The 26,244-nt window shown below is 60.4% G+C and carries 29 protein-coding genes; 17 read left to right on the forward strand and 12 right to left on the reverse strand.

What is annotated here, in order from left to right:
• Positions 1-4: 4 nt before the first annotated feature.
• On the reverse strand, positions 5-1,036 hold the full coding sequence (locus tag KYE46_RS01595) for an NAD(P)/FAD-dependent oxidoreductase (RefSeq protein WP_219003004.1): 1,032 nt from the start codon (positions 1,034-1,036) through the stop codon (positions 5-7).
• 54 nt (positions 1,037-1,090) lie between these two features.
• Here KYE46_RS01595 and mnmC2 point away from each other — a divergent pair, with 54 nt between their 5' ends.
• Both mnmC2 and KYE46_RS01605 read left to right on the forward strand, forming a co-directional pair.
• Complete coding sequence (mnmC2, locus tag KYE46_RS01600; RefSeq protein ID WP_219003005.1) at positions 1,091-1,747, forward strand: tRNA (5-methylaminomethyl-2-thiouridine)(34)-methyltransferase MnmC2; 657 nt, start codon at positions 1,091-1,093, stop codon at positions 1,745-1,747.
• Positions 1,744-2,613 (forward strand): DMT family transporter, encoded by an 870-nt coding sequence (locus KYE46_RS01605; RefSeq protein ID WP_219003006.1) that lies wholly within the window; start codon positions 1,744-1,746, stop codon positions 2,611-2,613. The genes mnmC2 and KYE46_RS01605 overlap by 4 nt, the downstream gene beginning before the upstream one ends.
• Before the next feature lie 67 nt (positions 2,614-2,680).
• Here KYE46_RS01605 and KYE46_RS01610 read toward each other — a convergent pair whose 3' ends face one another.
• Positions 2,681-3,148 (reverse strand): c-type cytochrome, encoded by a 468-nt coding sequence (locus KYE46_RS01610; protein ID WP_219003007.1) that lies wholly within the window; start codon positions 3,146-3,148, stop codon positions 2,681-2,683.
• A 189-nt stretch (positions 3,149-3,337) separates the two neighbouring features.
• On the opposite strand from KYE46_RS01610, the gene idi reads away from it, so the two are divergent.
• The 6 genes from idi (at position 3,338) to KYE46_RS01640 (ending at position 9,109) form a co-directional block, all read left to right on the forward strand.
• The gene (idi, locus tag KYE46_RS01615; protein ID WP_219003008.1) at positions 3,338-3,871 is read left to right on the forward strand and encodes an isopentenyl-diphosphate Delta-isomerase; all 534 of its coding nucleotides are present in this window, start codon (positions 3,338-3,340) and stop codon (positions 3,869-3,871) included.
• A gap of 106 nt (positions 3,872-3,977) precedes the next feature.
• On the forward strand, positions 3,978-4,547 hold the full coding sequence (gene hslV, locus KYE46_RS01620; protein ID WP_219003009.1) for an ATP-dependent protease subunit HslV: 570 nt from the start codon (positions 3,978-3,980) through the stop codon (positions 4,545-4,547).
• On the forward strand, positions 4,544-5,617 hold the full coding sequence (locus KYE46_RS01625; protein WP_219003010.1) for a hypothetical protein: 1,074 nt from the start codon (positions 4,544-4,546) through the stop codon (positions 5,615-5,617). The genes hslV and KYE46_RS01625 overlap by 4 nt, the downstream gene beginning before the upstream one ends.
• A complete protein-coding gene (locus tag KYE46_RS01630) occupies positions 5,617-6,651 on the forward strand; it encodes an aldo/keto reductase (protein WP_219003011.1) in 1,035 nt (344 codons plus the stop codon). Before KYE46_RS01625 ends, KYE46_RS01630 begins: the two co-directional genes overlap by 1 nt.
• Positions 6,648-7,964: an ATP-dependent protease ATPase subunit HslU gene (gene hslU, locus KYE46_RS01635; protein WP_219003013.1), complete on the forward strand. Its 1,317-nt coding sequence runs from the start codon at positions 6,648-6,650 to the stop codon at positions 7,962-7,964. The genes KYE46_RS01630 and hslU overlap by 4 nt, the downstream gene beginning before the upstream one ends.
• A gap of 23 nt (positions 7,965-7,987) precedes the next feature.
• On the forward strand, positions 7,988-9,109 hold the full coding sequence (locus tag KYE46_RS01640; RefSeq protein ID WP_219003014.1) for an alpha/beta hydrolase: 1,122 nt from the start codon (positions 7,988-7,990) through the stop codon (positions 9,107-9,109).
• On the opposite strand, the gene KYE46_RS01645 is transcribed toward KYE46_RS01640, so the two are convergent.
• From KYE46_RS01645 to KYE46_RS01655, 3 genes are all read right to left on the reverse strand, one after another.
• Positions 9,106-9,639 carry a Smr/MutS family protein gene (locus KYE46_RS01645; RefSeq protein ID WP_346345218.1) on the reverse strand — a complete coding sequence of 178 codons (534 nt, stop codon included), beginning with the start codon at positions 9,637-9,639 and terminating at the stop codon, positions 9,106-9,108. The two genes, KYE46_RS01640 and KYE46_RS01645, sit on opposite strands and share 4 nt — an antisense overlap.
• Positions 9,640-9,720: 81 nt before the next feature.
• Entirely contained in the window at positions 9,721-10,737 is a 1,017-nt protein-coding gene (gene mltA / locus KYE46_RS01650) for a murein transglycosylase A (RefSeq protein ID WP_219003018.1), read from the reverse strand.
• A 3-nt stretch (positions 10,738-10,740) separates the two neighbouring features.
• A complete protein-coding gene (locus tag KYE46_RS01655) occupies positions 10,741-11,391 on the reverse strand; it encodes a Tim44/TimA family putative adaptor protein (RefSeq protein WP_219003020.1) in 651 nt (216 codons plus the stop codon).
• A gap of 153 nt (positions 11,392-11,544) precedes the next feature.
• Here KYE46_RS01655 and KYE46_RS01660 point away from each other — a divergent pair, with 153 nt between their 5' ends.
• Both KYE46_RS01660 and secB read left to right on the forward strand, forming a co-directional pair.
• Complete coding sequence (locus KYE46_RS01660) at positions 11,545-12,009, forward strand: FxsA family protein (RefSeq protein ID WP_219003022.1); 465 nt, start codon at positions 11,545-11,547, stop codon at positions 12,007-12,009.
• A gap of 55 nt (positions 12,010-12,064) precedes the next feature.
• A complete protein-coding gene (secB, locus tag KYE46_RS01665; RefSeq protein ID WP_219003023.1) occupies positions 12,065-12,580 on the forward strand; it encodes a protein-export chaperone SecB in 516 nt (171 codons plus the stop codon).
• A 1-nt stretch (position 12,581) separates the two neighbouring features.
• On the opposite strand, the gene dnaQ is transcribed toward secB, so the two are convergent.
• From dnaQ to KYE46_RS01685, 4 genes are read right to left on the reverse strand one after another with little or no spacing between them, the layout of a single operon-like run.
• On the reverse strand, positions 12,582-13,280 hold the full coding sequence (gene dnaQ / locus KYE46_RS01670) for a DNA polymerase III subunit epsilon (protein WP_219003024.1): 699 nt from the start codon (positions 13,278-13,280) through the stop codon (positions 12,582-12,584).
• Positions 13,281-13,868: a dephospho-CoA kinase gene (gene coaE, locus KYE46_RS01675; RefSeq protein ID WP_219003025.1), complete on the reverse strand. Its 588-nt coding sequence runs from the start codon at positions 13,866-13,868 to the stop codon at positions 13,281-13,283.
• Complete coding sequence (locus KYE46_RS01680) at positions 13,865-14,701, reverse strand: shikimate dehydrogenase (RefSeq protein WP_219003026.1); 837 nt, start codon at positions 14,699-14,701, stop codon at positions 13,865-13,867. The genes coaE and KYE46_RS01680 overlap by 4 nt, the downstream gene beginning before the upstream one ends.
• Positions 14,698-15,294 (reverse strand): Maf family protein, encoded by a 597-nt coding sequence (locus tag KYE46_RS01685; protein ID WP_219003027.1) that lies wholly within the window; start codon positions 15,292-15,294, stop codon positions 14,698-14,700. Before KYE46_RS01685 ends, KYE46_RS01680 begins: the two co-directional genes overlap by 4 nt.
• A gap of 531 nt (positions 15,295-15,825) precedes the next feature.
• Between KYE46_RS01685 and rho the strand changes: the two genes are divergently transcribed.
• Genes rho through KYE46_RS01715 form a run of 6 tightly spaced genes read left to right on the forward strand, consistent with a single transcriptional unit; the run spans position 15,826 to position 22,580 of the window.
• Positions 15,826-17,097 carry a transcription termination factor Rho gene (gene rho / locus KYE46_RS01690; protein ID WP_219003028.1) on the forward strand — a complete coding sequence of 424 codons (1,272 nt, stop codon included), beginning with the start codon at positions 15,826-15,828 and terminating at the stop codon, positions 17,095-17,097.
• Between the two features lie 9 nt (positions 17,098-17,106).
• Complete coding sequence (mnmE, locus tag KYE46_RS01695) at positions 17,107-18,390, forward strand: tRNA uridine-5-carboxymethylaminomethyl(34) synthesis GTPase MnmE (protein WP_219003029.1); 1,284 nt, start codon at positions 17,107-17,109, stop codon at positions 18,388-18,390.
• Between the two features lie 2 nt (positions 18,391-18,392).
• Positions 18,393-20,267: a tRNA uridine-5-carboxymethylaminomethyl(34) synthesis enzyme MnmG gene (gene mnmG, locus KYE46_RS01700; protein ID WP_219003030.1), complete on the forward strand. Its 1,875-nt coding sequence runs from the start codon at positions 18,393-18,395 to the stop codon at positions 20,265-20,267.
• Positions 20,264-20,899, forward strand: a complete 636-nt coding sequence (gene rsmG / locus KYE46_RS01705; protein WP_219003032.1) for a 16S rRNA (guanine(527)-N(7))-methyltransferase RsmG — start codon at positions 20,264-20,266, stop codon at positions 20,897-20,899. The genes mnmG and rsmG overlap by 4 nt, the downstream gene beginning before the upstream one ends.
• Positions 20,899-21,678 carry a ParA family protein gene (locus KYE46_RS01710; RefSeq protein ID WP_283095204.1) on the forward strand — a complete coding sequence of 260 codons (780 nt, stop codon included), beginning with the start codon at positions 20,899-20,901 and terminating at the stop codon, positions 21,676-21,678. The genes rsmG and KYE46_RS01710 overlap by 1 nt, the downstream gene beginning before the upstream one ends.
• Positions 21,678-22,580 carry a ParB/RepB/Spo0J family partition protein gene (locus KYE46_RS01715; protein WP_219003036.1) on the forward strand — a complete coding sequence of 301 codons (903 nt, stop codon included), beginning with the start codon at positions 21,678-21,680 and terminating at the stop codon, positions 22,578-22,580. The genes KYE46_RS01710 and KYE46_RS01715 overlap by 1 nt, the downstream gene beginning before the upstream one ends.
• Before the next feature lie 3 nt (positions 22,581-22,583).
• Here the strand turns inward: KYE46_RS01715 and hemW are convergent, their stop codons facing one another.
• Genes hemW through rph form a run of 3 tightly spaced genes read right to left on the reverse strand, consistent with a single transcriptional unit; the run spans position 22,584 to position 25,055 of the window.
• The gene (gene hemW / locus KYE46_RS01720; RefSeq protein ID WP_219003038.1) at positions 22,584-23,744 is read right to left on the reverse strand and encodes a radical SAM family heme chaperone HemW; all 1,161 of its coding nucleotides are present in this window, start codon (positions 23,742-23,744) and stop codon (positions 22,584-22,586) included.
• The gene (rdgB, locus tag KYE46_RS01725; protein WP_219004971.1) at positions 23,731-24,345 is read right to left on the reverse strand and encodes an RdgB/HAM1 family non-canonical purine NTP pyrophosphatase; all 615 of its coding nucleotides are present in this window, start codon (positions 24,343-24,345) and stop codon (positions 23,731-23,733) included. The genes hemW and rdgB overlap by 14 nt, the downstream gene beginning before the upstream one ends.
• Entirely contained in the window at positions 24,342-25,055 is a 714-nt protein-coding gene (rph, locus tag KYE46_RS01730; protein ID WP_219003040.1) for a ribonuclease PH, read from the reverse strand. The genes rdgB and rph overlap by 4 nt, the downstream gene beginning before the upstream one ends.
• A gap of 114 nt (positions 25,056-25,169) precedes the next feature.
• On the opposite strand from rph, the gene hrcA reads away from it, so the two are divergent.
• Positions 25,170-26,234: a heat-inducible transcriptional repressor HrcA gene (gene hrcA, locus KYE46_RS01735; protein ID WP_219003042.1), complete on the forward strand. Its 1,065-nt coding sequence runs from the start codon at positions 25,170-25,172 to the stop codon at positions 26,232-26,234.
• The last annotated feature ends 10 nt before the right edge of the window (positions 26,235-26,244 follow it).

The raw sequence follows: 26,244 nt of genomic DNA on the forward strand, positions 1-26,244 counted from the left end.
AAGGTCAACGGCTTGCGTCGGGAAGAAACTCGGGCGGTATCCTATCGCGATTGTCGAGGATCAGGGCCGCGAGCATCTCTGCCATGACCGGCGCCATGGCGAGGCCGATCTTGAAGCCACCGTTGGCGATGAAGGCCCCGTCGCGCAGGGGGTGCGGCCCGACCATCGGCGCGCGGCTCTTCGCGCGCGGACGGACGCCGGCCCATCGCGCGATGACAGGGGCGTCGGACAGGGGCGGCACCACGGCGCGGGCTGCGTCAATGAGCGGTTCAAGCTGCGCGTCGGTGCTGGTGGGATCGTCAAACTCCCGCTCGGTGGTCGAACCGATGGCGACGGTCCCGTCACCGTGGGGCACGATATGCAGCCCGTCTGCAAACACCTGTGGCGCCGACGCGAGATCAGCCTTCAGCAATGCCGCCTGACCCTTGATCGGCGCGCCGATGAGCTTGCCGCGCGCCTCTGAGATCTCGATGAGGTCAGCCGCCCCCGTGGCCCAGATCTCCAGCCCCTCGCGCGACGGCTCCGGCACGACCTCAACCCCGCGCGCTCGCAAGGCGGCAGCGAGGGCGAGACAGGCCTGCTGAGGATGAAGACGCGCGGTGAGCGTGTCCTTTATGACAAGGCCGGTCGGTGTCGCGACTTCGATGCCCGCCTCTTCCGCGGGGATCACCTGCCAGTCGTAGCGACCCTGCCACAAGTCTTTCGCCGTCTCGCTCCGCGCACGGGCCAAGGCGACGGCGGCTTCATCCTGCAACGGCTGTACCCGGCCAGCTCTCGCGTAGCCGGGGTCTTCGCCACCGACGTCCGAGATTTCAGTCCATAGCGCTTCCGCCTGATCGAGGGCGGCAAACTGCATCGCCTTTTTCGGGTTCCAGTTCTCCGGGACATGCGGCGCGAGCGCGCCGACGATGCCGCCCGATGCGCCGGCGGCGATCCCATGGGGGTCCACCACCTGAACCTGAGCGCCACGTTTCGACAGCATCCATGCGCACATCAGCCCGGTAATCCCCGCGCCTCGGACGATAATTTCGGTCATTGCAACTCCGTGGGGCTTGGCAGATGGTCCGCGATATATTGGATAGGGCGCGCCATGAAAGAGGACCAGCAGAAGATCGAATGGCGCGGTGACGTTCCGGTCTCCACGCGGTTCGACGATCCTTATTTCTCGCTGAACGATGGGCTCGCCGAAACGCGATTTGTCTTCCTGGAGGGGAACAACCTTCCCGCGCGGTTCCGAGACGGGTTTCACGTGGCCGAGTTGGGTTTTGGCACCGGCCTCAACTTCCTCGCGACGCTCCAGTACTTCCGCGACGCCGGGGTGGAGGGCAAACTTCACTTCACGTCGTTCGAGGCCTTCCCGATGAGCGCCGCCGATCGCGCGCGGGCTTTGGCATGTTTTCCGGATCTGCCAACCGAGACCCTGCTTGGCGAAGAGGATATCTCGCACCTGTCAGGGTCTGATTTCGAGCTTTCCGTCATTGTTGGAGATGCGCGCGAAACTGTGCCTGAGATGCGGGTTAGAGCCGATGCGTGGTTCCTGGACGGCTTTGCGCCCGCGCAGAACCCCGAGCTTTGGGAGGACGCTCTGCTGCGCAACGTCGCCCGAAACACCGCCCCCGGCGGCACCTTCGCGACATACACCGCCGTGGGCCGGGTGAGACGCGCGCTGGCTGATGCGGGCTTCGAGGTCGAACGCGTGAAGGGGTTCGGCGTCAAACGTCATATGAGCAAGGGGCGACTGCCATGATCGACACCACGCGCCTCGGCATCATGCTGATGATCGCAACCACCTTCGTTTTTGCCGGACAGGACGGGATCAGTCGCCATCTTGCGGGCGAGTACAACATCTTCATGGTCGTAATGATCCGCTACTGGTTCTTCGCCGCTTTCGTCATCGCGATCGCTGTGCGGCGGACCGGCGGCGTGAGAGAGGCCGCGCGGACGTCCCAACCCTTTGTTCAAGCCTTCCGGGGCGCCTTGCTAGCGTTGGAGATCATGGTCATGGTCGGCGCTTTCGTCCTGCTCGGGCTGGTGGAAGCGCACGCCATCTTCACCTGTTACCCCCTTCTCGTGGCGGCCCTTTCCGGTCCGGTCCTGGGCGAGAACGTGGGCTGGAGGCGTTGGACCGCCATTGGCATCGGTTTCGTCGGCGTCCTCGTGATCTTGCAGCCGGGCTATGGCGTCTTCTCGATCTATGCCCTCGTCCCGCTGCTCGCGGCCTTCATGTTCGCGCTTTACAACCTGCTGACCCGCTATGTCGCCGCAAAAGACCGTGCGGCGACCAGCTTCTTCTGGACCGGCACTGTCGGCGCGGTCCTGAGCACCTGCATCGGCGTCTGGTTCTGGGAACCGATGACGAGCGCCGATTGGGGATGGATGGCGTTGCTCTGCGTCACCGGGGTGACGGGGCATTTCCTGCTGATCAAAACCTATGAGCTGGCGGAAGCCTCGGCCGTGCAGCCCTTTGCCTACCTGCAATTGGTCTTCGCCTCGGCCATCGGTCTGACCGTGTTCGGCGAAACCTTGTCGCGGAACGTCGTGATCGGCGCGGGGATCGTGGTGTGCGCCGGGCTGTTTACGCTCTGGCGGGCCAAGAAGGTGGCGGAGAGCTAGGGCTTACCCTGAACAGAAAAGCGGCCCCCGAAAGGGAGCCGCCTGCGTGTCGTTTCGCGCGGACAGATCAATTGTCTGCGGATTCGCCTTCTTCCATCTCGGAGCCACCGAGAGATACGAGATAGGCGTAGAGGTTCAGCGCATCCTCTTCCGAGCGCACCCGGAAGCTCATCGCGCCGCGCAGGCTGTCGTCCTCGGCGGTCTCGCGAATCCAGCCGGTCGGATCCTGGACGTAAGCGACGAAGGCTTCCTCGTCCCATTCCACGTCCATCTCCATCAGGGTTTCGAGCCCTGCGGAGTAGCGGAAATCTTCAACGCTGCCGACGGTGCGCCCGTGAATACCGTAGAGGTTCGGACCGGTGCGCGCGTTGCGGCCAGCGAGGGTTTCTCCCTCGGCATCGACAACGACGTGGCAGGAAATGCACTGGCGGAATGTACGCTCTCCGGCTTCGGCATCGCCCGTCGCATGGCCATCGGCAAGGACTGGGGTCGCAAGGAGCGTAGCGGTGGCGGCTAGTATGGAAAGTCGTTTCATTAATCTTCTCCCAAATTTGGCTGCTACATCTATAGTTAGTTTCCTACCCAATTCGTCCACACCTTTTGGTGAGGCAAAGTGACGTGAGAGGTCTTATTCCGCCGATTTGCCGGGACGAACCTCTGGCCAAAACCCTTCCGATCGCCCATGAACCAGCCTTCCCGACGCCCGACAGACATCGCCCGACCCATGACCATCTACATCCCGACCTGGATTAACGGAATCTTGCAGCCTGTGGAGAAGCTGGCAGCGCATCAGCGCGGGCTCCGGCACAAGGCTGTATCAGTTTTCCTGCTGCGGGATGGCGATGTGTTGCTGCAGCGGCGCGCTTTGAGCAAGTATCATACGCCGGGCCTTTGGGCGAATACCTGTTGCACCCATCCCATGTGGGAAGAATCCGGCCTCGACTGCGCACTGCGGCGGTTGGATGAGGAGTTGGGGATCACCGGCGTAGAGCTGGAATACCGCGACACCGTGGAGTACCGCGCTGACGTTGGGGAAGGGCTCATTGAGCATGAAGTTGTGGATATCTTTGTGGGAGAAATGCCCCGCGATGCGCCGCTCGACATGAACCCCGACGAAGTGATGGAGACGCGGTGGACCCCCTTGGCGACTTTGAACGACGAGGTTGCCGCAAAGCCGGATGAATTCACGCCGTGGCTGCGGATCTATCTGGACCAATACGCCGAGCTCATTTTCGACGGGCGCGGGCAAGCGGAATAGCGATGCTCCGCCCCGGATATGCCGTGGGACGAGGCCGTCCAAATGCGGCACCGGTTGCGACAGGCCAATGCGCTGTCCATATAGGGCTGAACGGATGGAGGCCCCTATGGCGAAAGATGAATTCCCCGGCTGGCACGGGACCACGATCATTGGTGTGCGCAAGGGCGGCAAGGTCGTTGTTGCGGGCGACGGACAGGTGAGCCTTGGACAGACAGTCATCAAGGGGAGCGCCCGCAAGGTGCGGCGGCTCTCGCCCGGCGGCTACGACGTCGTCTGCGGCTTTGCCGGATCAACGGCGGATGCCTTCACCCTGCTGGAGCGGCTCGAAGGTAAGCTGGAAGCCACGCCGGGCCAGCTGCAACGCGCCTCGGTCGAGCTGGCGAAGGACTGGCGGACCGACAAATACCTGCAAAAACTGGAAGCGATGCTGATCGTCACCGACGGATCCGAGCTTTATATCATCACCGGCGCAGGCGACGTGCTGGAGCCTGAGCACGGCATCGCCGCCATCGGTTCGGGCGGCAACTTCGCCTTGGCCGCCGCGCGCGGAATGCTTGATAGCGATAAGGACGCGGAGGCGATTGCCCGCGATGCCATGGCGATTGCGTCGGATATTTGTGTCTACACCAACGGCAATCTGACGGTTGAGACCATCGACGCCAAAGGCTCCGCATGAGCGACATTACCCGCGATGACCTGCGCGCGGCCGTTGGCGCCGGCATGATGACCGAGGCGCAGGCGGCCTCTCTGATTACCTTGGCTGAAGAGCGCGAGGGCGTGCGAGCGCGCCGCTCGGGGTTGGATGAACCGTTTGAGCTGTTCAAGGGCTTCAACGAGATCTTCATCGTTGTCGGCCTGACGATCCTCTTCGCCGGCTGGTCAGGGGTGACTGGGCTTTCGCTGATCAGCACCGGCAATGGCTACGTCATGAGCATGGTGTTCTCTTTCATTGCCATGGGCGTCCTGATTCCGCTGGCGCGCTACTTCACCATCGCGCGGCGCATGGTGGCGCCTTCGATTGCCTTGGCGATCATGTTCGGCCTCTCGTCCGTGCAATTCGGCCTGTCATTCGCGGCGATGATGGACGCGACCTTCCAAGGCTCATGGACCGTCGCGGCCGGGTTCTCAGGCGTCATGCTGAGCCTTTATTACTACATCTTCCGCGTGCCCTTCACCGTGGCGCTGATCGCCGTCTCGGTGGTGGTGATGACCTTCGGTTTCGTGACCATGGGCGGCACGGTGCCGGACCGTGTTGCGGATATCTTCCTTCTGTCCGCTGATGGCCCCTTCGCGTTCATCACCATCGTTCTGGGTTTCATCGGTCTCGGCATCGCCCTGGCCTTCGACATGAGCGACCCGCACCGCGTGACACGCCGCGCGGCCTCCGGCTTCTGGCTCCACGTCATCGCCGCACCGGCGATCGTGAACACGGTCGCGCTGACCTTGTTCCAGAACCCGGACACCAGCGCGAAACTCCTGCTTCTGGCGTTCATCATGCTGATGGCGCTTTTTGCGGTCATCATCGACCGCCGCTCGTTCCTCGTCTCCGGCGTTGGTTACGTGGTGGCGCTGTCGATCTCGGTCGTGGAGGGCGAGGGTGCTTTCCTTGTCATCCTGTTGCTCGGCGCAGGCATGGTTCTGCTTGGCGCCCAATGGGAACGGATGCGCGGCGCGATCATGGGGGCTCTGCCTGACTTCCCCGGAAAAGACCGCCTGCCGCCCTACGCAATGAAAGAGCCAGCATAATGAGTGACATGACCTATACGCGCCTCGGCAACTCCGGCCTTGTCGTCTCGCGCATGGCGCTTGGGACGATGACCTTCAACCTCGGGGCGGATTTCATCCCCGGCGTGGCCAATGTCGGGCAGGACGAGGCCACGCGCATGGTGCAGACCGCGCTGGATCACGGCGTGAATTTCTTCGACAGCGCCGATGGCTATTCCGACGGGCAGGCCGAGATCGCTCTGGGCACCGCGCTGGCGGGAAAGCGGCAGGATGCGGTGATCTGCACCAAAGTTGGTTTTCGCAAGGGCGATGCCATCACGGATGCGGGCCTGTCACGGCGGCATCTGATGACCTCGGTCGATGGCTGTCTGGAGCGTTTGGAAACCGACTACATCGACCTGCTGGTGGTGCATAAGACGGATGTCTTCACGCCTCTGGAAGAGACTTTGCAAGCGCTCGACGATCTCGTGCGGTCAGGCAAGGTGCGGTACGTCGGGTGCTCGAACTGGCCCGCATGGGAAGTCGCGCGCGCGGTTGAATTTCAGCGTGCCAACGGCATGGCGCAATACGTGGCTGGCCAATACCTCTACAACGCAGCAGCGCGGGATATCGAGGTTGATGTCCTACGCATGACCGAGCAGTTCGGCCTGTCCCTCATGGCTTGGTCGCCGCTGGCCGGTGGCCTGCTCACCGGCAAATACGATCTGGATCGGCTCGAAGACGGCGACGGTCGCATGGCCTCAGGTGATTTCCTGCAGATCCCGCGCCCGCAAGCCGAGGCGGTGTTGAGCGCCCTCGAAAACGCCGCGCGATCCCATGACCTGACCATCGCACAGACTGCGCTGGCGTGGATCGTGAACAAGCGCAGAAATCACACCGTTCTGGTCGGCGCTTCCTCGACCGAGCAATTGGAGAAGAGCCTCAAGGCAGGCTCTATTACCCTGAATAGTGACGAAATGAGCGCCATCGACGCCGCCGCTCCACCGCCTCGGCGGTACCCGGAGTGGTTTGCGGACATGATGCTCGACGACATGCACAAGGATGCCCTTACATGAGCGATTTGACCCCCCGCGAGATCGTCAGCGAACTCGACCGGTTCATCATTGGCCAAAGCGACGCCAAGCGCGCGACCGCCGTGGCCCTGCGCAATCGTTGGCGGCGCAAGCAATTGGGCGACGACCTCCGTGACGAGGTCTACCCCAAGAACATCCTAATGATCGGCCCCACCGGCGTCGGCAAGACCGAGATCAGCCGCCGCCTCGCCAAGCTGGCGAAAGCGCCCTTCATCAAGGTCGAAGCCACCAAGTTCACCGAGGTCGGCTACGTCGGCCGCGACGTGGAGCAGATCATCCGGGACCTCGTGGATTCGGCTCAGGTCATGATTCGCGAGCACATGCGCGAAGAGGTGAAAGCCAAGGCGCATGACGCCGCCGAAGATCGCGTGATCGAGGCGCTGGCCGGTGAAGGCGCGCGCGACCAGACCCGCGAGATGTTCCGCAAGAAGCTTCGCGCCGGAGAGTTGGATGACACGATCATCGAGTTGGAAGTCGCCGATAACTCCAATCCCCTTGGCGGATTCGAGATTCCGGGCCAGCCCGGTGGCATGGGCGGCATGGGCCCCGGCATGATGAACCTTGGCGATCTGTTCAAAGGCATGGGCGGGCGCACGGTGAAACGCCGGTTGAGCGTCGCGGCAAGCTACGATTTGCTGATCGAGGAAGAGGCGGACAAGCTGCTCGACGCCGAGGCTGTCACCAAGGAGGCGCTGCGGTCGGTGGAGCAAAGCGGGATCGTCTTCATCGACGAGATCGACAAGGTTTGCGCCAAGTCCGACGCACGCAGCGCCGATGTGTCCCGCGAGGGGGTGCAGCGTGATCTGCTGCCGCTGATCGAGGGCACGACCGTCTCCACCAAGCATGGGCCGGTGAAGACCGACCACATCCTGTTCATCGCTTCCGGCGCGTTCCACATCGCGAAACCCTCGGACCTTCTGCCGGAGCTTCAGGGACGTCTGCCGATCCGCGTGAACCTCCGTGCGCTGACCGAGGATGATTTCGTGCGCATCCTGACGGAAACCGACAATGCGCTGACGCGTCAGTACACGGCCCTGATGGCGACCGAGGAGGTGACCGTCGAGTTCACAGACGACGGGATCAAGGCGCTCGCCCATATCGCGGCCGAGGTGAATGAGAGCATCGAGAATATCGGCGCGCGCAGGCTCTACACCGTGTTGGAGCGCGTGTTCGAGGAGCTGAGCTTCACCGCGCCGGACCGGGGCGGCGACGTCGTGAAGGTCGATGCCGACTTCGTGGAAGCCAACCTCGGCGAATTAACGCGCAGCACCGATCTAAGCCGCTACGTTTTGTAACATCTTGCTGCTATCAGAGGGTCATGGATCACGCTTCCTTAACCCGACGCACGCTATTATGCGGCGCTGCCTCGCTCCCCCTCGTGGGGTGCGGGCTGTCCCCTGATCTGATGATCGTGCCCGAAGCGGCGAACGTGGGGACGAATGAAACGATATTCGCTGCGACCAATCGGGTATTCGCAGATGGCGCGTTCCAGGAGTTGCGGCAGGAAAGCCTGTCGTTCTCGCAGTTCGAGATTTCTGTGCCTCCGATCCGTGCCGTCGGCGCGGTGGAACCCGGTCGCCCCCGACGCCGCGGCGCGGATCTGGAGACGGAGTTCGTTGCCAGTTCAGGCAATCATCTCGGGTCGGCTGCGAATTTCCGGGCGGCGCTTCAGGCCGAAGCGCGTCGGCTTGGCACGCGTGAGGTGATGATCTTCATTCACGGATTCAACTCGACCATCGGCTCGGGCCTCTATCGCACCGCGCAAATTCACCACGATTTCCAGATCCCCGGTGTGCCGGTGCACTACGCCTGGCCCAGCGCCGGCAACCCCTTGGGCTATGCCTATGACCGCGATTCCGCGCTGTTTGCGCGGGATGATCTTGAATCCTTGCTGGAAGAGATCGTGGCCGCCGGGCTGGACATCGTCCTCACGGCGCATTCGCTGGGCTCCGGCGTGGTGATGGAGGTGTTGCGCCAGCTTCGCATCGGCGACCGGGACGATATCCTGAACCGGATCAACGGCGTGATCCTGTTCTCGCCGGACATCGATGTCGACGTGTTCCGTGGACAGGCGGCCCGGATCGGAGAATTGCCGCAGCCTTTCGTGATCTTCACCTCGCAGAGGGACCGGGCGCTGACGATTTCGGCTCGGATCACCGGGTTGAGGGAGCGTGTTGGCAATCTGTCGAATCCGGAGGTGGTGGCCGATTTCGACGTAACGCTGATTGATGTGACGGCGTTCGAAGGCGGCGTGCGTGATCCCTTGAACCACTTCGCCGGTGCGTCGTCCCCAGCGGTGGTGCAGATCCTTCAGGAGGTTGCGCAGGTGAACAGCTCGTTCGAGCAGGACGTCTCGCAGCAGCCCGGATTGCTGCCCGGCACCATCCTGACGATCCAGAATGCGACGCAGGTCTTGCTGACGCCGTTGAACCAGAACTAGCGGCGTCTTTTAAGGTAAACGTAATACGCGCCGCCGCCCCCATGGCGTTGATGTGCCTCGCGAATTTCGAGGACCATCGCCGCGAGCGGCGCCGTCGTGAGCCAGTTCGGTATCTGATGTTTCAGTATCCCGCGGCGGATCGGAATCGGCCCGCCGCTGTCTCGGTCCTTGCCCTTGCCGGTGATGACAAGAACCAGCCGCCGTTCCAGCTCGAACGAATGGAATATGAAACTGATCAGGGCCGGATGAGCCTCGGCGAGGGTCATGCCGTGCAGATCAATGCGCGCTTCGGGCTTCAACTTGCCGCGCGTCATCCGCTTGTGGGTGCCATGGTCCATGCGAACGGGCGCATGAGCCAGCTGCGACGACAGACTCGGCGCGTGGGCGACGGTGCTTTTGCCGAGCGAGGATTTCTCACCGATCCGAAAGGCGGGCAGGCGATCCGGCGGTGTCGCAGGCTTCGGTCGGATCGGGCTCGGCTTCTTGGAGGGCACGTCCTCGGTAATCTTTGGCGCGCCGCTGCGATCCATCGGTTTCGCCGTGGCGGCTACCCGGTTCCAAAGAGCCTTGTCATCCTCCGACAGCCCGCGTTTTCCGCGCCGTGCCATCGCTCAGGCGTCCGGGATCATCTGATGCGCGCGCTCGATCGGAAGCAGCACCATCATGCGGCCCGGATCGCGGATGACCCCCGCAGCTTCGCCTGCCGCGTCGCCATAGCCGTAGAAAATATCTGCCCGCTGCGCGCCTTGGATTGCGCCACCGGTATCCTGTGCGATCATCAGACGGCGGATCGGACCGGATCCGTCTTTCTCGATCCAGACGGGGGCGCCGAGCGGGGTGAAGTCGGGATCAACCGCGATGGAGCGATGGGGCGTAATATTGCGGTTCATCGCGCCAAGCGGACCGAGGTTCGGGTCCGTAATCTCGACTTCGCGGAAGAAAACGTAGCTTGGATTATGATGGAGAAGCGCGCGGCCCTCCAACGGGTTGCGTCGCACCCAGGACTGGATCACCTGCGCGCTGACCTGATGGGGCTGGTAGACGCCGCGGCGGACGAGCTCTTGGCCCACGGACCGGTATTCATGGCCGTTGCGGCCGCCGTAACCCACGCGCAACGCGCCACCTTCCGCGAGGGTGATGCGGCCCGAGCCCTGGATCTGCAAGAAGAACAGCTCCACCGGGTCATCGACCCACGCGATCTCCAACCCACGGCCTTCCAGCACGCGGGTCTGCTCGATCTCCTGTCGGGAGAGCCATTGGCCCGTGACTTCCGGCGGCATCCGGTACACGGGAAACCGATAGCGCCCTGTGCGCCTGCGCGAGCCGCGAAGTTCGGGCTCGTAGTATCCGGTGAACAGAGCAGGGCTTTCGCCGCCGATCAGGACCGGGCGGAAGAACAGCTCGAAGAAGGTGCGCGCATCCGGCACGGTCTCGGCGACGCGGCAGAGGGCTGCCCAATCGGACCCTTCGAGATCCATGCAGGTGTTGCGAAAGACGGAGAGGGCCGCGGCATGGTCATCCGCGGCCCATCCATCGAGATCGTCGAAATCAAGAAGCTGCACAGGCTCATCCGCCGCGGCGAGGCTTGCCATCATCAGGAACGCAATGACACTCGCAAGCCGTCTCATCACTCATCCGTCGGTGGCGACCAGGGCCCAGTTCGGATCATCGGAGCCCATGGTCCGGGCAAAGGTCCACACATCGCGCTGACGCTTGATGGAAGAGCTGTCGCCTTCGATGATTTCTCCTTCGGCATTGCGCACGACACTGGTCAGTTCGCCAACGAAGCGGACGGTGATCTCCCCAACCTTGGAGGAGCGGTCGAATGTCGCGTTCTGAAGGGTCACTTCCCGGACGCCTACGAACTCGGCTTCGATCATCAGGCCCTGTTCGTTGCGCTGGTTGATCACTTCCTCGAAAGTTTCCAGCACGTCAGGCGCGAGGAAGGGACGAAGGCCCTCCACATCGCCACGCTCGAACGCCATCAGGATCATCTCGTAGGCTTGACGCGCACCGCCCAGAAACTCACCTACGCGGAAGCCCGGCTCTGCCATCTTCATCGCCGCGAGGGCTTTCGCGCTTTCGGAGCCATCGTCAACGTGGTCGATGATGTCGTCATCCGGGCCACCTTCGATCACCTCGAAATCGCGACGGGTACGGGTGCCGGCAGGAGCGGGCGGTTTCTCGAATCCGGTACGGGTTCCCAACACCGAGCGCAGGCGCAAAATCAGGAAGATCGCGATGCCAGCAAGGACCAGCAAGGACAAAAGGGAGGAGTTCATGGCACCTCTGTACGGCGAATGGGTTAAAATATGGGTCGACAGGCACATATGTAGGGCAGGGGTGGGATCAAGTCCATTGCACCAGACCGCTTGGTCGCGGTTTACACCATTTGCGGTCGCCGAGCCGCGCGAAGGCTGAAAGGCGTAGAGAATATGTGGCTGTTTATCCTGTTCATCGCGGTCCCGTTGATCGAGATCGGGTTGTTCATTCAAGTTGGTGGGTGGCTTGGTCTTTGGCCGACGCTTCTTGTCGTATTGCTGACCGCGATTGCCGGCACGGCACTGGTCAAAAGCCAAGGCGCTCAGGCGCTGGCGCAGCTGCAGAACAGTTTCAGTGATCTGCGCGACCCGACCGAGCCCCTTGCCCACGGCGCGATGATCCTGTTCTCGGGCGCGTTGCTGCTGACCCCGGGCTTCTTCACCGATTTCGTGGGCTTCGCTCTTCTGGTTCCTGCCGTTCGTCAGTTCGTACTTCAGAAGATCAAGGAACGCGTCACCGTCCGGACCGTTCGGACGGATCGCGGGTGGGAGCCGCAGAATGAAGAGATCATCGAGGGTACTTATACGGCGGATGAGGCGGAAACCCGCTCGGGTCCGTCCGGATGGCGCAGGGATTGAGGCTGGGCCACGGGCCTGCTAAAGCACCTCCGACCTCGATTTAAGGAGAACCTCCATGTCCGACGCCTCTGCAAACGGCGACGCTACCGCAGGCGCTGCACCAGAAGCTGCTGCGCAACTCCCCAAGATGCAGATCTTGGGCCAATTCACCCGCGACCTGTCGTTTGAAAATGCAGCAGTGCAAAACGGTGTGGCAGCGCAGGGACAGCCTGACATTCAGGTTCAAGTTGCCCTCGACGCGCGCAAGCGGACGACGGAAAACCAGTACGACGTCATCATGAAGCTCAAGGTCGAGAGTAAGACCAAGGAAGACGAGCCGAAGGCGATCTTCCTGATCGAGCTGGAATATGGCGGCGTCTTTCTGATCGAGAACATCGCAGAGCAGCAGCTGCACCCGTTCCTGATGATCGAATGCCCCCGGATGCTGTTCCCCTTCGCGCGCCGGATCATCTCGGACGTGTCGCGTGACGGTGGTTACCCGCCGCTGAACCTCGACCAGATCGATTTCGTGGCGCTCTATCGCCAGCAGATCGCCGCGCGTCAGGCGCAGCAACCTCAGGGCACCGCCTGATTCAGGCTCTGAGACGCGCCCAGACCGTGTCTTCCCCCAATGCTTCGACAAAGGCCGCGTGAGCGGCCTTTTCTTCGTCCGTCAGCAAGGACGGCAGCGGGGTCGGACGCGGTTTCGGACGCCAGTTGTCATCCCGTTCCTGCGCGGCGCTCGACGTGGATTGCGACAGGGCGAAGTCAGGCTGCTTGCCCCCGGTCAGCTCCAGATAGACATCTGCAAGGATCTCGGAGTCGAGCAACGCGCCGTGCTTTTCGCGGGCCGAGTTGTCGATCCCGAAGCGCCGGCATAGAGCATCCAGCGACGCGGGAGAGCCCGGAAACTTCTTCCGCGCGATTTTCAAGGTATCGAGCGCCTGGCTGTTCGGCAGCGTCGGCTTGCCCGCCCATTCGAGCTCGGCATTCAGAAAACGCATGTCGAATTCGGCGTTGTGGATGACCATCTGAGAGTCCCCGACGAAATCGAGGAAGTCCTGCGCTATTTCGGCGAAAAGTGGTTTGTCGGCGAGAAACTCCTCACCGATGCCGTGCACCTCGAAGGCTTCTTTCGGCATGTCACGCTCGGGCTGGATATACTGATGGTAGGTTCGGCCCGTCGCGACCTGGTTGAACACCTCGACCGCGCCGATTTCCACGATCCGGTGGCGCGGATTGTCATAGGGGTTGAGACCCGTGGTTTCGGTATCGAGGACGATTTCACGCATTTAACGGGTGCCTTCGGTCAGCTGAGAGACAAGATGTGCCACGTCCGCGCGGGTGCCGTCCAGCGTATCCGTCTCAATGACATAAGTGGCACGCGCGCGCTTTTCCGCGTCGGGCATTTGGCGAGACAGTAGCTCGTCCAACGTCTCTTCCGAGGTGCCCCGCGCGAGCACGCGGCGGCGCTGCTCTTCCGCCGTGGTGGAGACCACGAGCGTCGCGTCGCAAGAGGCATCTCCGCCGGTTTCGAAAAGCAGCGGAATATCGAGAACTATGAGCGGTGCAGCGGCATTATCTTCCAGGAATCGGCGGCGATCCTCGGCAACGAGAGGGTGCACGACAGTCTCTAACTGCCCTAACAGGGTCTGATCCGTGGCTATTGCCTCTCGGAGTTTGCCTCGATCAATCGCTCCCTCGACAACCGCGTCAGGAACCAAGCGACCGACAGGTTCAACGGCCGCACCATCCTTGTCATAAAGCTTGTGAACGGCTGCGTCGGCGTCCCAAACAGGCACGCCAAGGTCGCGAAACATCTTGGCGGTGGTGCTCTTTCCCATCCCGATCGAGCCGGTCAATCCAAGAATGAAACTCATCCGCCCAACACCGCCTGTCGGAGGTCATCGTCGACCATGGGTGTGTAGTTGAACCAACGCTCAAACCCCGGCACCGCTTGGTGCAGCAACATGCCAAGACCGTCCACCGTCTCGCAGCCGCGTTCGGCAGCCTCCCGCAGCAGATCCGTTTCGAGCGGGCTGTAGACGATGTCTGTGACAACCGTCGCAGGTGAAAGGCGTGAAAGGTCGATGGACAGGGGGTTCTGACCCGTCATTCCCAAGGACGTGGTGTTCACGATCAGGGCCGCGTCGCCGACCAGATCCGGGATCTGCGTCCAGTCCGCAGGCACGACACGGGCGCCGAATTGCTCTTTCAACGCATCCGCGCGGGCGCGGGTACGGTTGGCAACATGCACGATCGGTGCGCCATCCGATATGAGCGCAGAGACAATCGCCTTGGCCGCACCACCCGACCCGAGGACGAGCGCCGGACCGGCGGCCGCGGACCAATGGGGCAAGGCCTGCTGTATGTTGGAAAGAAACCCCATACCGTCGGTATTATCAGCCTGAATCTGCCCGTTCGCCGTGAAGGTCAGCGTGTTTGCGGCACCGATCAGGGCCGCGCGGTCGGTCACGGAATGAGCCAGCGAAAGCACGAGTTCCTTGTGGGGGATGGTGACGTTCACACCGACAAAACCCATCCGGGGCAGCGTGTGCAGGACCTCCGGCAGGTCGGCGTGGTTCACGTGGAGTGGGATATAGTGACCTGCCAGACCGTAGCGTTTGAGCCAATGGCCGTGCAGTCGCGGTGAGAGGGAATGGGAAATCGGGTCACCGATGACACCGGCAAGAGGGATCGTGTCTTTGTTCATGAGGAGAGCATCCCCCGCGTTCTGAGATAGGACAGGAGTTGTAGCAATGGCAGACCGAGGACGGAGAACCAATCACCGTCGATCCGTGAAAAGAGCTGCCCCCCAAGCGCCTCGGCCTGGTAGGCGCCAACGCAGCCTTCGACGTCCGGCCAGGCTTGTTCGAAATAGGTATCAATCTCTTTGTCGCTCAGGTCATGCATGGACATCCGCGCGGAGCCAACCGCGCGCCAGACGGGCTTTGCATCTTCATAGATGACGGCTGCGGAATAGAGATGGTGGGTTTGCCCCGACAGGCTCCGCAGATGTGCTACAGCCTCGTCGCGGCTCTCCGGTTTGGCGAAGATCTTCCCTTTGAGGGCGAGGATCTGATCGGAACCCAGAACGAGGTGGCCGGGCGACTTCTCGGCACCTTTCCGTGCTTTGAATTCTGCCAACGCGTCCGCGATGTCACGGGGCGAGGCCTCTTCCGCTTCGAGAGAGCGTCGGATGGCGTCTTCATCGATTCGGACCGGTGCTGATTCGAATGAAACGCCGGCATTTTGCAGCATGGACTGCCGGGATCCGGAGGATGAGGCGAGGATGAGGCGAGACATGTTTGGGATAAGTCTGTGAAATTCTTTGGGGCGTCGACGGGGAGGGGTGTTCGTAAGGAGGTGACTTCGAGGGCCGGCCCCGAGTCTGCCTGACTTCTGTGGAAAACGCCAAAGGGTTTTACCCGGGGAGGCAGGGAGGATGGATAAGTCGAAGAGCGGAGGGATATCCTCATCTTTCCCCAGGGTTTTCCGGGAGTTCTTATAGGCGGAAATTGGGTTTAAACTAATGTTATAAAAAGATTATTTTAGGTGTTCAGTGCGGTGACAGTGATTGCATCCAGGTCAGGACGGTTCTGTGGAGAACACGGGAGGAACTGGGTTTGCAAAGATGCTAACGGTCCTACTACCAACTACAAGAAAACTTCATTTTCTTTTCTTATTATAGTTAGAGGTGAGAATGAGGCCGAGTTGACAGGGCTTAGAGTTAATCCTATCTCCATTCTCGTACTCCGTCCGGAGCTACGGCATCTTACATTGAAGACACATGAGCTGAAGCGTTCGCGCTGAAGCCGGTGCACGTTGGACATTTCCATGACAGTTGAAACGCTTCGTCTTGCTGACCTGAAAGCGAAAACCGCGAAAGATCTTCTGCCGATGGCGGAAGAGCTCGAGATCGAGAACGCCTCCACCATGCGGAAGGGGGACATGATGTTCGAGATCCTCCGGGAGCGGGCGGAAGAAGGTTGGGAGATCTCTGGAGACGGTGTGCTTGAAGTCTTGCAGGACGGTTTCGGTTTCCTGCGAAGCCCCGAGGCGAACTATCTGGCGGGACCGGACGATATTTACGTGTCGCCCGACATGATCCGCCAGCATTCCCTGCGGACGGGCGATACCGTCGAAGGTGTGATGTCGGCACCTAAGGAGAATGAGCGGTACTTCTGCCTGGTCAATGTCACGCAGATCAACTTCGAGGAACCTGAGAAGGCGAAGCACAAAGTTGCGTTCGACAACCTGACGCCTCTCTACCCTGACGAGCGGATGACGATGGAGATCGAAGATCCGACGATCAAGGATCGCTCGGCTCGTATTATCGACCTGGTTTCGCCCATCGGTAAGGGTCAGCGTAGCTTGATCGTGGCGCCGCCGCGGACGGGTAAGACGGTTTTGCTGCAGAATATCGCGCATTCGATCGAGACCAATCATCCGGAATGCTACCTGATCGTTCTTTTGATCGACGAGCGGCCGGAGGAAGTGACGGATATGCAGCGCTCGGTGAAGGGCGAGGTTATCTCCTCCACCTTTGACGAGCCGGCGACGCGTCACGTTGCTGTCTCCGAGATGGTGATCGAGAAGGCGAAGCGTTTGGTCGAGCATAAGCGCGACGTTGTGATCCTGCTCGACTCGATCACGCGCCTCGGCCGGGCGTTCAACACCGTGGTACCGTCGTCGGGCAAGGTTCTGACCGGTGGTGTTGATGCGAACGCGCTGCAGCGTCCGAAACGGTTCTTCGGTGCCGCGCGAAACATCGAGGAAGGCGGCTCCCTCACGATCATCGCGACGGCGCTGATTGATACGGGCAGCCGGATGGATGAGGTTATCTTCGAAGAATTCAAGGGTACGGGTAACAGCGAGATCGTTCTCGATCGGAAGATTGCGGACAAGCGTGTCTATCCTGCGATGGACATCCTCAAGTCCGGCACGCGGAAAGAGGATCTGCTGGTCGACAAGGGCGATTTGCAGAAGACCTTTGTGCTACGACGCATCCTCAACCCGATGGGGACCACGGACGCGATCGAGTTCCTGATCTCGAAGTTGAAACAGACCAAGACCAACTCGGAGTTCTTCGACTCCATGAACACCTAAGGCACCGTAATGCAGACGATTTTCGCTCTGGCAACGGCCCGGGGGAAAGCGGGAGTTGCGGTAATCAGGATCTCAGGTCCCGATGCTTTCAGCGTCGGTCGGAAGCTTGTTGGAACGCTTCCGGTGCCCGGTCGGTTCGCTCTGCGGAATGTGGTGTCAGCCTCTGACGAGCCACTGGATCGCGGGTTGGTTCTGGTTTTCGAGGGGCCGGCAAGCTTCACGGGTGAAGATACCATCGAGCTGCAGCTGCACGGGAGTATCGCGGTCGTTCGCGCTGTTGAAGAAGCGATCCAGGCGACGGGTCTCGCGCGGCTCGCTGACGCTGGGGAGTTCACGCAGCGGGCGCTGCTAAATGATACGCTGGACCTGACCCAAGTGGAGGGGTTGGGGCGCCTCATCGACGCGGAGACTGAGGCTCAACGGCGTATCGCTCAAGCCGGGTTCGAGGGGAGCCTGTCATCGACGGCAGAAGCTTGGCGCGACAAGATGATCCGGGTGGCTGCTCTGCTGGAGGCGTCGATTGATTTCGCGGATGAGGAAGTGCCTGAGGATGTTGTTCCTGAGGTGCTCTCCTTACTGGATGAGTTGTTGGTCTCTCTAAGGCTGGAGCTGGAAGGCGCTGCGGTAGCAGAAAGACTGAACGACGGTTTCGAAGTCGCAATTCTCGGGGCGCCGAATGCTGGAAAATCGACGTTGCTTAACGCGTTAGCCGGCCGGGATGTCGCGATAACCTCGGAAATTGCCGGCACAACTCGGGATGTGATCGAGGCTCGTCTTGATGTGAATGGGCTGCCGGTGACGTTTCTCGATACGGCTGGGCTTCGCGAAACGGATGACGTTGTTGAGAGCATCGGCGTGGACCGCGCGATTGATCGCGCAAGAAAGGCGGATCTTCGGGTGTTGTTGGAGACCGACGACTGGAAGGACGTTAACGACCTCGAGGGTATCGTCGATCTACGGTATCCTGCGAAAAGTGACGTGAGCGGGCGTACGGATGGTGTGTCCGGCTTGACCGGAGACGGTGTTTCCAAGTTGTTAGCCGATGTTGAGCGCCTGCTGTCTGAACGTATGGCGGTGGTGAAGTCGGTGATTACTGATCGTCAGAGGGGTGGGGTGCAACGGTCCATCACCGGTTTGGAACACGCCAAGAGCATATTGGCTGCGGACCAAGAACTGGAACTCGCGGCAGAGCATACACGTGAGGCACTGCGTTCTCTTGACTCGGTTATCGGTCGCGTGGATGTAGAAAGCCTCTTGGGCGAAATCTTCTCCAGGTTTTGTATCGGAAAGTAGGAGTGTTTCACGTGAAACATCCAGATTTTGACGTCATTGTCATCGGCGGCGGGCATGCCGGTACGGAAGCGGCCGACGCTTCGGCACGCGCTGGCGCGAAGACGGCGCTTATTACTCTGCGACGCGATGACCTGGGCGTGATGTCGTGCAATCCCGCAATCGGGGGGTTGGGGAAAGGGCACCTTGTGCGGGAGATCGACGCGATGGGCGGTGTCATGGGCAAGGCTGCGGACGCTTCTGGCATTCAATATCGTCTGCTGAACCGTAAGAAGGGTGCGGCTGTGCAAGGTCCCCGGACCCAGTCCGACCGCGAGCTTTATAAGTCGGCGATCCAACAGCACATCAGCTGCGTAGAAAATCTTACTGTCATTGAAGCCGAAGTTTCTGACCTCATTGAAGAGAGAGATATCGTCGTCGGCGTCAACCTGGCAGATGGTCAGGAGCTGCGTAGCTCATCCGTGATCTTGACAGCCGGAACATTCTTGCGGGGCGTGATCCACATTGGCGATCGTCAGACGTCAGGGGGTCGCTTTGGCGCACGCCCATCGATAAAACTCGCTGAGCGTCTGATCGGTATGGGGCTGCCTGTAGGACGCTTGAAAACCGGCACACCGCCGCGATTGTCGGCGAAATCCATCGATTGGTCTACGCTGGACGCTCAACCGGCCGACGAAGATCCTTCGTTCTTCTCGTTCATGACGAATTCGGTTCAGGCGCGTCAAATCTCTTGTGGGATCACACACACCAATCCCGAAACTCACGACATTATTGAAAAAAACCTCGAGAAGTCAGCGATGTATGGGGGGCATATCGACGGTGTCGGGCCGCGATATTGCCCTTCGATCGAGGATAAAGTTGTTCGGTTTGCTGACAAGAACTCTCATCAGATTTTTCTAGAGCCGGAAGGCCTGAACACGGATGTCATCTACCCCAACGGTATTTCGACGTCTTTGCCTTCTGAGGTGCAGGAAGCCTACGTGCATTCAATAGTCGGATTGGAAAGTGCGAAGATCCTTCAGCCAGGTTACGCGATTGAGTACGATTACTTCGACCCCACGTGTCTGACCGACACGCTGGAAGTGCGTGGCAAACCCGGTCTTTACTTCGCCGGCCAAATCAACGGCACCACCGGGTATGAGGAGGCGGCCGCTCAAGGACTTGTAGCTGGACTTAATGCGGCCTTCCGAGCGTTGGGACGAGACCCCATGACGTTCAGCCGACGTGAATCTTATATCGGTGTCCTGATAGACGATCTGGTCACGCGGGGCGTCTCGGAACCCTACCGCATGTTTACGTCCCGCGCCGAGTATCGTCTTTCCCTGCGAGCGGACAATGCCGACCAACGTCTTACTCCTCTGGCTGCCGAGCGCGGACTTCTAACGAGTGATCGCCAAGCAGCGTTCAATATGAAGATGGAGGCTCTCGCCGAGGGGCGCGCTATCCTTTCAGACATTCACGTCACACCGCGGGATGCCGCCGGTGTTGATATCAAGATCAATCAGGACGGTACCCGACGTAGCGGAATGGAGTTGTTGGCCTATCCAGGTGTAGAGGGCGAACATCTCTCGCGTCTGGATCCCCGCGTTGGCGATGTATCTGAGGCCATCATGCGACAATTGAAGATCGAAGCTACCTATGCTGTTTATATCGATCGTCAAGCTCGCGATGCCGAAGCAATGAAGCGTGACGAGCAGAAGGTCATTCCGGATAATTTTCCGTATGATACCGTAATCGGACTTTCTAATGAACTTAGGGCTAAATTGCTGAGGACGCAGCCGAAAACCCTGGCGCAAGCGGGGCGTATCGACGGTATGACACCGGCCGCATTAGCGCTGATTCTCACGAAACTACGTCAGTCGCACCAGTTGTCCGCATGAACGAGGATGATGCGAAGGCGTGGCTTGAGGCGCGTGTTTCACGTGAAACAATGGACAGGCTTCAGCTGCTTCACACACAACTCCTGCGGTGGCAAAACACGGTAAACCTCGTCGCTCCGTCCACACTAGGCGTCGCTTGGTCGCGTCATTTTGTCGATTCAGCGCAGTTGTATCGCCTTGCTGCACCACAGACAGCACGCTGGTTGGACTTCGGCTCAGGTGGCGGTTTTCCTGGCTTAGTGATCGCCGCAATTGGCGTCGGAGAAAATCCGGATTTCAAGATGACACTCGTTGAGAGCGACGTCCGGAAGTGTGGTTTCATGCGGGAAGCCGCGCGTCTCATGAACCTTAAGGTTAACATCCTCACTCGCAGAATTGCTGACATACCGCCTCAAAAAACAGACGTCATCTCCGCACGAGCCCTCTCAAACCTGAAAAACTTGATGGATTTCGCAAAACCCCATCTTAACCAATCGACGTGCCTTCTTTTTCCAAAGGGGAGCTCCTACCAAACCGAGCTGGACGAAATTTCTGAGGATTGGCAATCCAAGGCCGAAGTAATACCGAGTTTGACAGACCCAGATGCGGTGGTACTCCGGTTCCGAGCAGCAAATGAGAAAGAGCAAGATTGATGCGGGTAATCTCCATCACGAATCAGAAGGGTGGTGTTGGTAAGACCACGACGGCGATCAACCTAGGCGCCGCCCTCGCAAAGACAGGGCTTTCCGTTCTCATCGTAGATCTGGACCCGCAAGGAAACGCGTCGACCGGGTTGGGCGTATCGGCGTCATCACGGGAGCTTACGACCTATGACATCCTGATCGACGGCGCCGCTTTGGAGGACGTCGCGAAGCCGACGGACATAAAGAACCTCGCCATCGCTCCAGCCACGACTGATCTCAGCTCCACAGACGTCGAGCTCGGACAGCGCGATAACCGGGTGTTTCTCTTCAAGGATGCGCTCGGCCAATCGAGCAAGAAGTACGATTTTGTCCTGATCGACTGCCCACCCTCGCTGAGCCTATTGACCCTGAACGCTCTGGTCGCTTCCGACAGCATTCTTGTACCGCTGCAGGCCGAATTTTTCGCGCTGGAAGGCCTCTCGCAACTCATGCTCACCGTCAGGGAGATTCGCGAGACAGCAAACCCATCACTGCGTATCGACGGCATTGTGCTCACTATGCATGACGCGCGAAATCGGTTGAGCCGGCAGGTGGAGGAGGACGCCCGCACCAACCTCGGCGATCTTGTCTTCACCACGATGATCCCAAGAAACGTGCGCCTCAGCGAAGCGCCGTCCTATGCGCTGCCGGTCATTGCCTATGACCCGGCAAGCAAAGGGGCCCAGGCTTACCTAGACCTCGCGAAAGAGCTGATTGAACGCGGAACACCCAAGATGGAGACGGCTTGATGGCAAAGACCGACAAGAAACGCGGCTTGGGCCGAGGACTTTCTGCTCTCATGGCCGATATCGAACCGAAGGCCGCACCAAGCCCGTCAGGTGGCCACTCCACGACGCTGTCGCGCGGTGAGAGGGCAATCCCCGTCGAGCAAATCAGCCCGAACCCGGATCAGCCCCGGCGTCGATTTTCGCAGTCGGCGCTCGATGAACTTGCCGCGTCAATCAAGGAGAAGGGGATTATCCAACCCTTGATCCTGCGACCTGACCCCGCCGATGCATCGCAATTCCAGATCGTTGCCGGCGAACGCCGCTGGCGCGCAGCGCAGATTGCACAGCTGCACGAAGTCCCTGCAATCGTTCGAGAATTTAACGATACCGAGGTTCTCGAAGTCGCGATCATTGAGAACATTCAGCGAGCAGATCTTAACGCCGTTGAGGAGGCCCAAGGCTATCGCCAGCTGATGGAGAAGTTTGGCCACACCCAAGAACAGTTGGCAACCGCCATGGGCAAGAGCCGCAGTCATTTGGCCAACACCATGCGACTCCTGCAATTGCCTGACGAGATCCAGACGATGCTTCAGGACGGCAAACTGTCTGCAGGGCATGCTCGCGCATTGATTACCTCCTCTGATCCCGTCGCTCTGGCGCGTCGTGCGGTCAAAGAGGGGATGTCTGTCCGCGAGGTCGAGAAGGCAGCCAAAGCGCCAGCAAAAGGGAAATCGGCGCCGAAACAGCGCAGCAAGTCTCAAAAAGATGCCGATACGCGAATTCTGGAAGATGACCTGTCCCGGATTCTCGGCATGGGCGTCGTGATTGACCATGACACCTCGGCCGGCGGCGGTAAATTGTCCATAAAATACAATGACTTGTCTCAGCTGGACGATCTGCTGCGCCTGTTGAACACCAACTAGCGTTCAAGCCAGAAGGCTTCGCAACACGCCGTTGAGAACCGGCCGACCCGCTGATGTCGCGCGCAGTTGAACCCCGTCCTGCTCGACCAGCCCAAGCTCGGTCAGCTCTCGCACCTTTTGCGGGGGAACAGGCCGTGCGCCGTGCGCTTCGAACCTAGAAAGATCCGTGCCCTCGGCTAGGCGCAGGGACATCATCAGATATTCCTCCGCCTGTTCGCGCGGCGTAACCACGGCTCGCAGGCTTTCTCCGGACCCGCGCTCCCCCACAGCATCCAGCCAGACCTGCGGCTGAAGGTGAGTCTCGGTGGCAAACCTTTTGTCGCCGATCGTCACCCGCCCGTGGGCACCGGGCCCGATCCCGGCATAATCACCGGCGCGCCAGTAGATCAGGTTGTGCCTGGACTGAGAAAGATCACTTGCGTGGTTCGAGATTTCGTAGGCCGGTAATCCAGCTTGCCCGCAGAGATCCTGCGTCAGATCATACATATCCGCGCTCAGATCTTCACTGGGAAGCCCGCGCAAGCCTCCCCGCGCATGCCGCGCGCCGAAGGCGGTCCCGGGCTCTATCGTAAGCTGGTAGAGCGACAGGTGATCGGCAGCAAAGCTCAGCGCCTCGCTCAATTCCGCCCGCCAATCGGAAAGCTCCTGATCCTGACGGGCATAGATGAGATCAAAACTCACCCTGTCAAAGGTGCTGCGCGCCACATCCAGCGCCGCATAGGCCTCTTGCACGCTGTGCAGTCGCCCGAGACGTCGCAGATCCACGTCATTGAGCGCCTGAATACCCATGGAAACGCGGCTCACACCGGCGTCGCGATATCCTTTGAACCGATCGGCTTCCACGGAAGAGGGATTGGCCTCCAGGGTGATCTCCAGATCGTTGGAAACGGCCCAATACCGCCGAATAGTCTCAATTATTGCCGCGACACTCTCGGGCGCCATGAGCGACGGGGTGCCCCCGCCAAAGTAGACGCTGTTGAGCATACGACCCGGCAGTTCAACCGCGACCCGTTCGATCTCGCTCAGGTAGGCGCGCAGCCAAGCGCTCTGATCGATCCGCGCAGAGACGTGACTGTTGAAATCACAGTACGGACACTTCGCTTCGCAGAACGGCCAATGGATGTAGATCCCGAAGCCGCCTTTCTGCCAATCAGCCGTCGCCAAAGATCTTCACCAGTTGGTTCACCGCCTTGGCGCGGTGACTGATCTTGTTCTTCTCCCAACGATCCATTTCGCCGAAGGTGACGTCATAACCCTCTGGCTGGAAGATGGGATCATATCCATGCCCTTCGCTTCCCCGCATCGGCCAAACGACCCGACCTTCCATCACACCGGGAAACACTTCGTCGTGGCCATCGGGCCAGGCGAGGACGAGGGTACAGCAAAACCGGGCGCTCCACGGCTCGGGCGCATTCTTTGCTGTCAGCTCCCGGTGCGTCCGCTCCATGGCCATGACGAAGTCGCGCCCATGGTCCGTTTCCGCCCAATCGGCGGTATGGACACCGGGCGCGCCGTCCAAAGCGTCGATCTCGATACCGCTATCGTCACTCAGCGCGGGCAGCCCCGTTGCTTTCGCAGCAGCGTGGGCCTTGATCCGGGCATTCCCGATGAAGGTCTCTTCCGTCTCGTCAGGTTCCGGAAGATCATGGTCAGCGGCACCCGTCACCGTGATGCCGAAAGGCGCCAGCAGGTGCCGCATTTCGTCAAGCTTCCCCTTGTTATGGGTCGCAATCAGAAGCTGATCTCCGGTGAAACGACGCATCAGGACGTCGCCGCCGCCTGCGCTGCGACAAGCTCGGCGATGCCTTTTTCAGCAAGTCCATAGAGCGCGTTGAACTCGTCCCGAGAGAACGTCGCGCCCTCTGCGCTGGCTTGCAATTCAACGACCTGGCCCGCGCCGGTCATGATAAAGTTACCATCGGTCCCGGCTTCGGAATCTTCCGGATAATCAAGGTCCAGCACGGGCTGTCCCGCGTAAATCCCGCAGGAAACAGCGGCGATATGATCGATGATGGGATCCGTCGTGATCTCACCGGACTTGAGCAGTTTGTTCACCGCCAGACGCAGCGCGACCCAACCACCGGTGATCGAGGCGCAGCGGGTGCCGCCATCGGCCTGGATGACATCGCAATCAACCGTGATCTGCCGCTCACCCAAAGCCGAGCGATCGATGCCGGCCCGCAACGACCGACCGATCAGCCGTTGGATTTCCTGCGTACGACCCGATTGCTTACCGGCAGCGGACTCGCGGCGCATCCGCGTGTGGGTCGCACGGGGCAGCATGCCGTATTCGGCGGTGACCCAACCGAGACCCGAATTTTTCAGGAACGGCGGCACGCGTGCTTCGAGGGAAGCGGTGCACAGGACGTGCGTGTCGCCACAACGGATCATGCATGACCCTTCCGCATGGCGGGTGACGTCGGTCTCGATGGAAATGTCGCGCATTTCATCTAGGTTTCGGCCGGAAGGACGCATAGATATCTCCTGATACACGCAAGGTGATGTTGCAGCGGGGATAGTCCGCCGCAGTGTCGTTTCGCAACCCCGAAGGCCGAACAACTTGCCCAACAGAACGGATTGTAAACGCGCATGACGGACCAAGGCAAAATGCTCGAAGATCTCAACGACCGCTCGCGAGAAGTCTTTCGCCGTGTCGTCGAAGGCTACCTGGAGACCGGCGCGCCGGTAGGCTCTCGCACACTCACGCGCAGCCTGTCGGAGAAGGTCTCGGCGGCGACTGTCAGAAACACGATGCAGGACCTTGAGTATATGGGCCTGCTCGACAGCCCTCATACATCAGCGGGTCGGATGCCCACACAGCTTGGCCTGCGCATGTTTGTGGATGGGTTTCTTGAGGTCGGCGATCTCTCGAAAGACGACAAGCAAGCGCTTGACGAGACGCTCGGCACGAACGCGTCCGATGTCTCTGGCCTGCTGGATAGGGTCGGTTCCGCGCTGTCCTCGGCCACCCACGGCGCCAGCCTTGTGCTGACCCCGAAGCGGGAAGCGCCGATCCAGCACATCGAATTCGTGCCCCTCTCGGCGACGCAATCGCTTGTGGTTCTGGTGTTCTCGGACGGACACGTCGAGAACCGGATTTTCACTCCCCCCGCCGGCATGACCCAGAGCGCCATGCGGGAGGCTGCGAATTTCCTCAACGCGCGGATCGAGGGGCAGACGGTCAGCTCCATCCGCGCGCAACTGGAGGATGATATCGCCACCCGACGCCGCGAGATCGATGACCTTGCGTCCGGGCTGATCGATTCGGGCCTCGCAGTCTGGGATGGGAGCGATGACAATTCCGCGCGTCTCATCGTCCGCGGGCGGTCGAATCTTCTGTCGGAAAGCCAGGAAGCAGAGGACCTCGACCGCATTCGTCAGCTCTTCGATGACCTTGAGCGTAAGCGGGATATCACCGAATTCCTCGAATTGACCGAAGACGGCGCCGGAGTGCGCATTTTCATTGGGTCAGAGAACAAGTTGTTCTCACTTTCGGGTTCCTCTCTGGTGGTCTCTCCCTATATGAACTCTGATCGAAAGATCGTCGGAGCAGTCGGGGTCATCGGCCCCACGCGCCTGAACTACGGGCGGATCGTTCCGATTGTGGATTACACGGCACAGCTGGTGGGCCGGCTGATTTCGGACAGGTCCTGAGAGACCGGAC

The organism is Gymnodinialimonas ceratoperidinii (genome assembly GCF_019297855.1).
Taxonomy (GTDB): Bacteria; Pseudomonadota; Alphaproteobacteria; order Rhodobacterales; family Rhodobacteraceae; genus Gymnodinialimonas; species Gymnodinialimonas ceratoperidinii.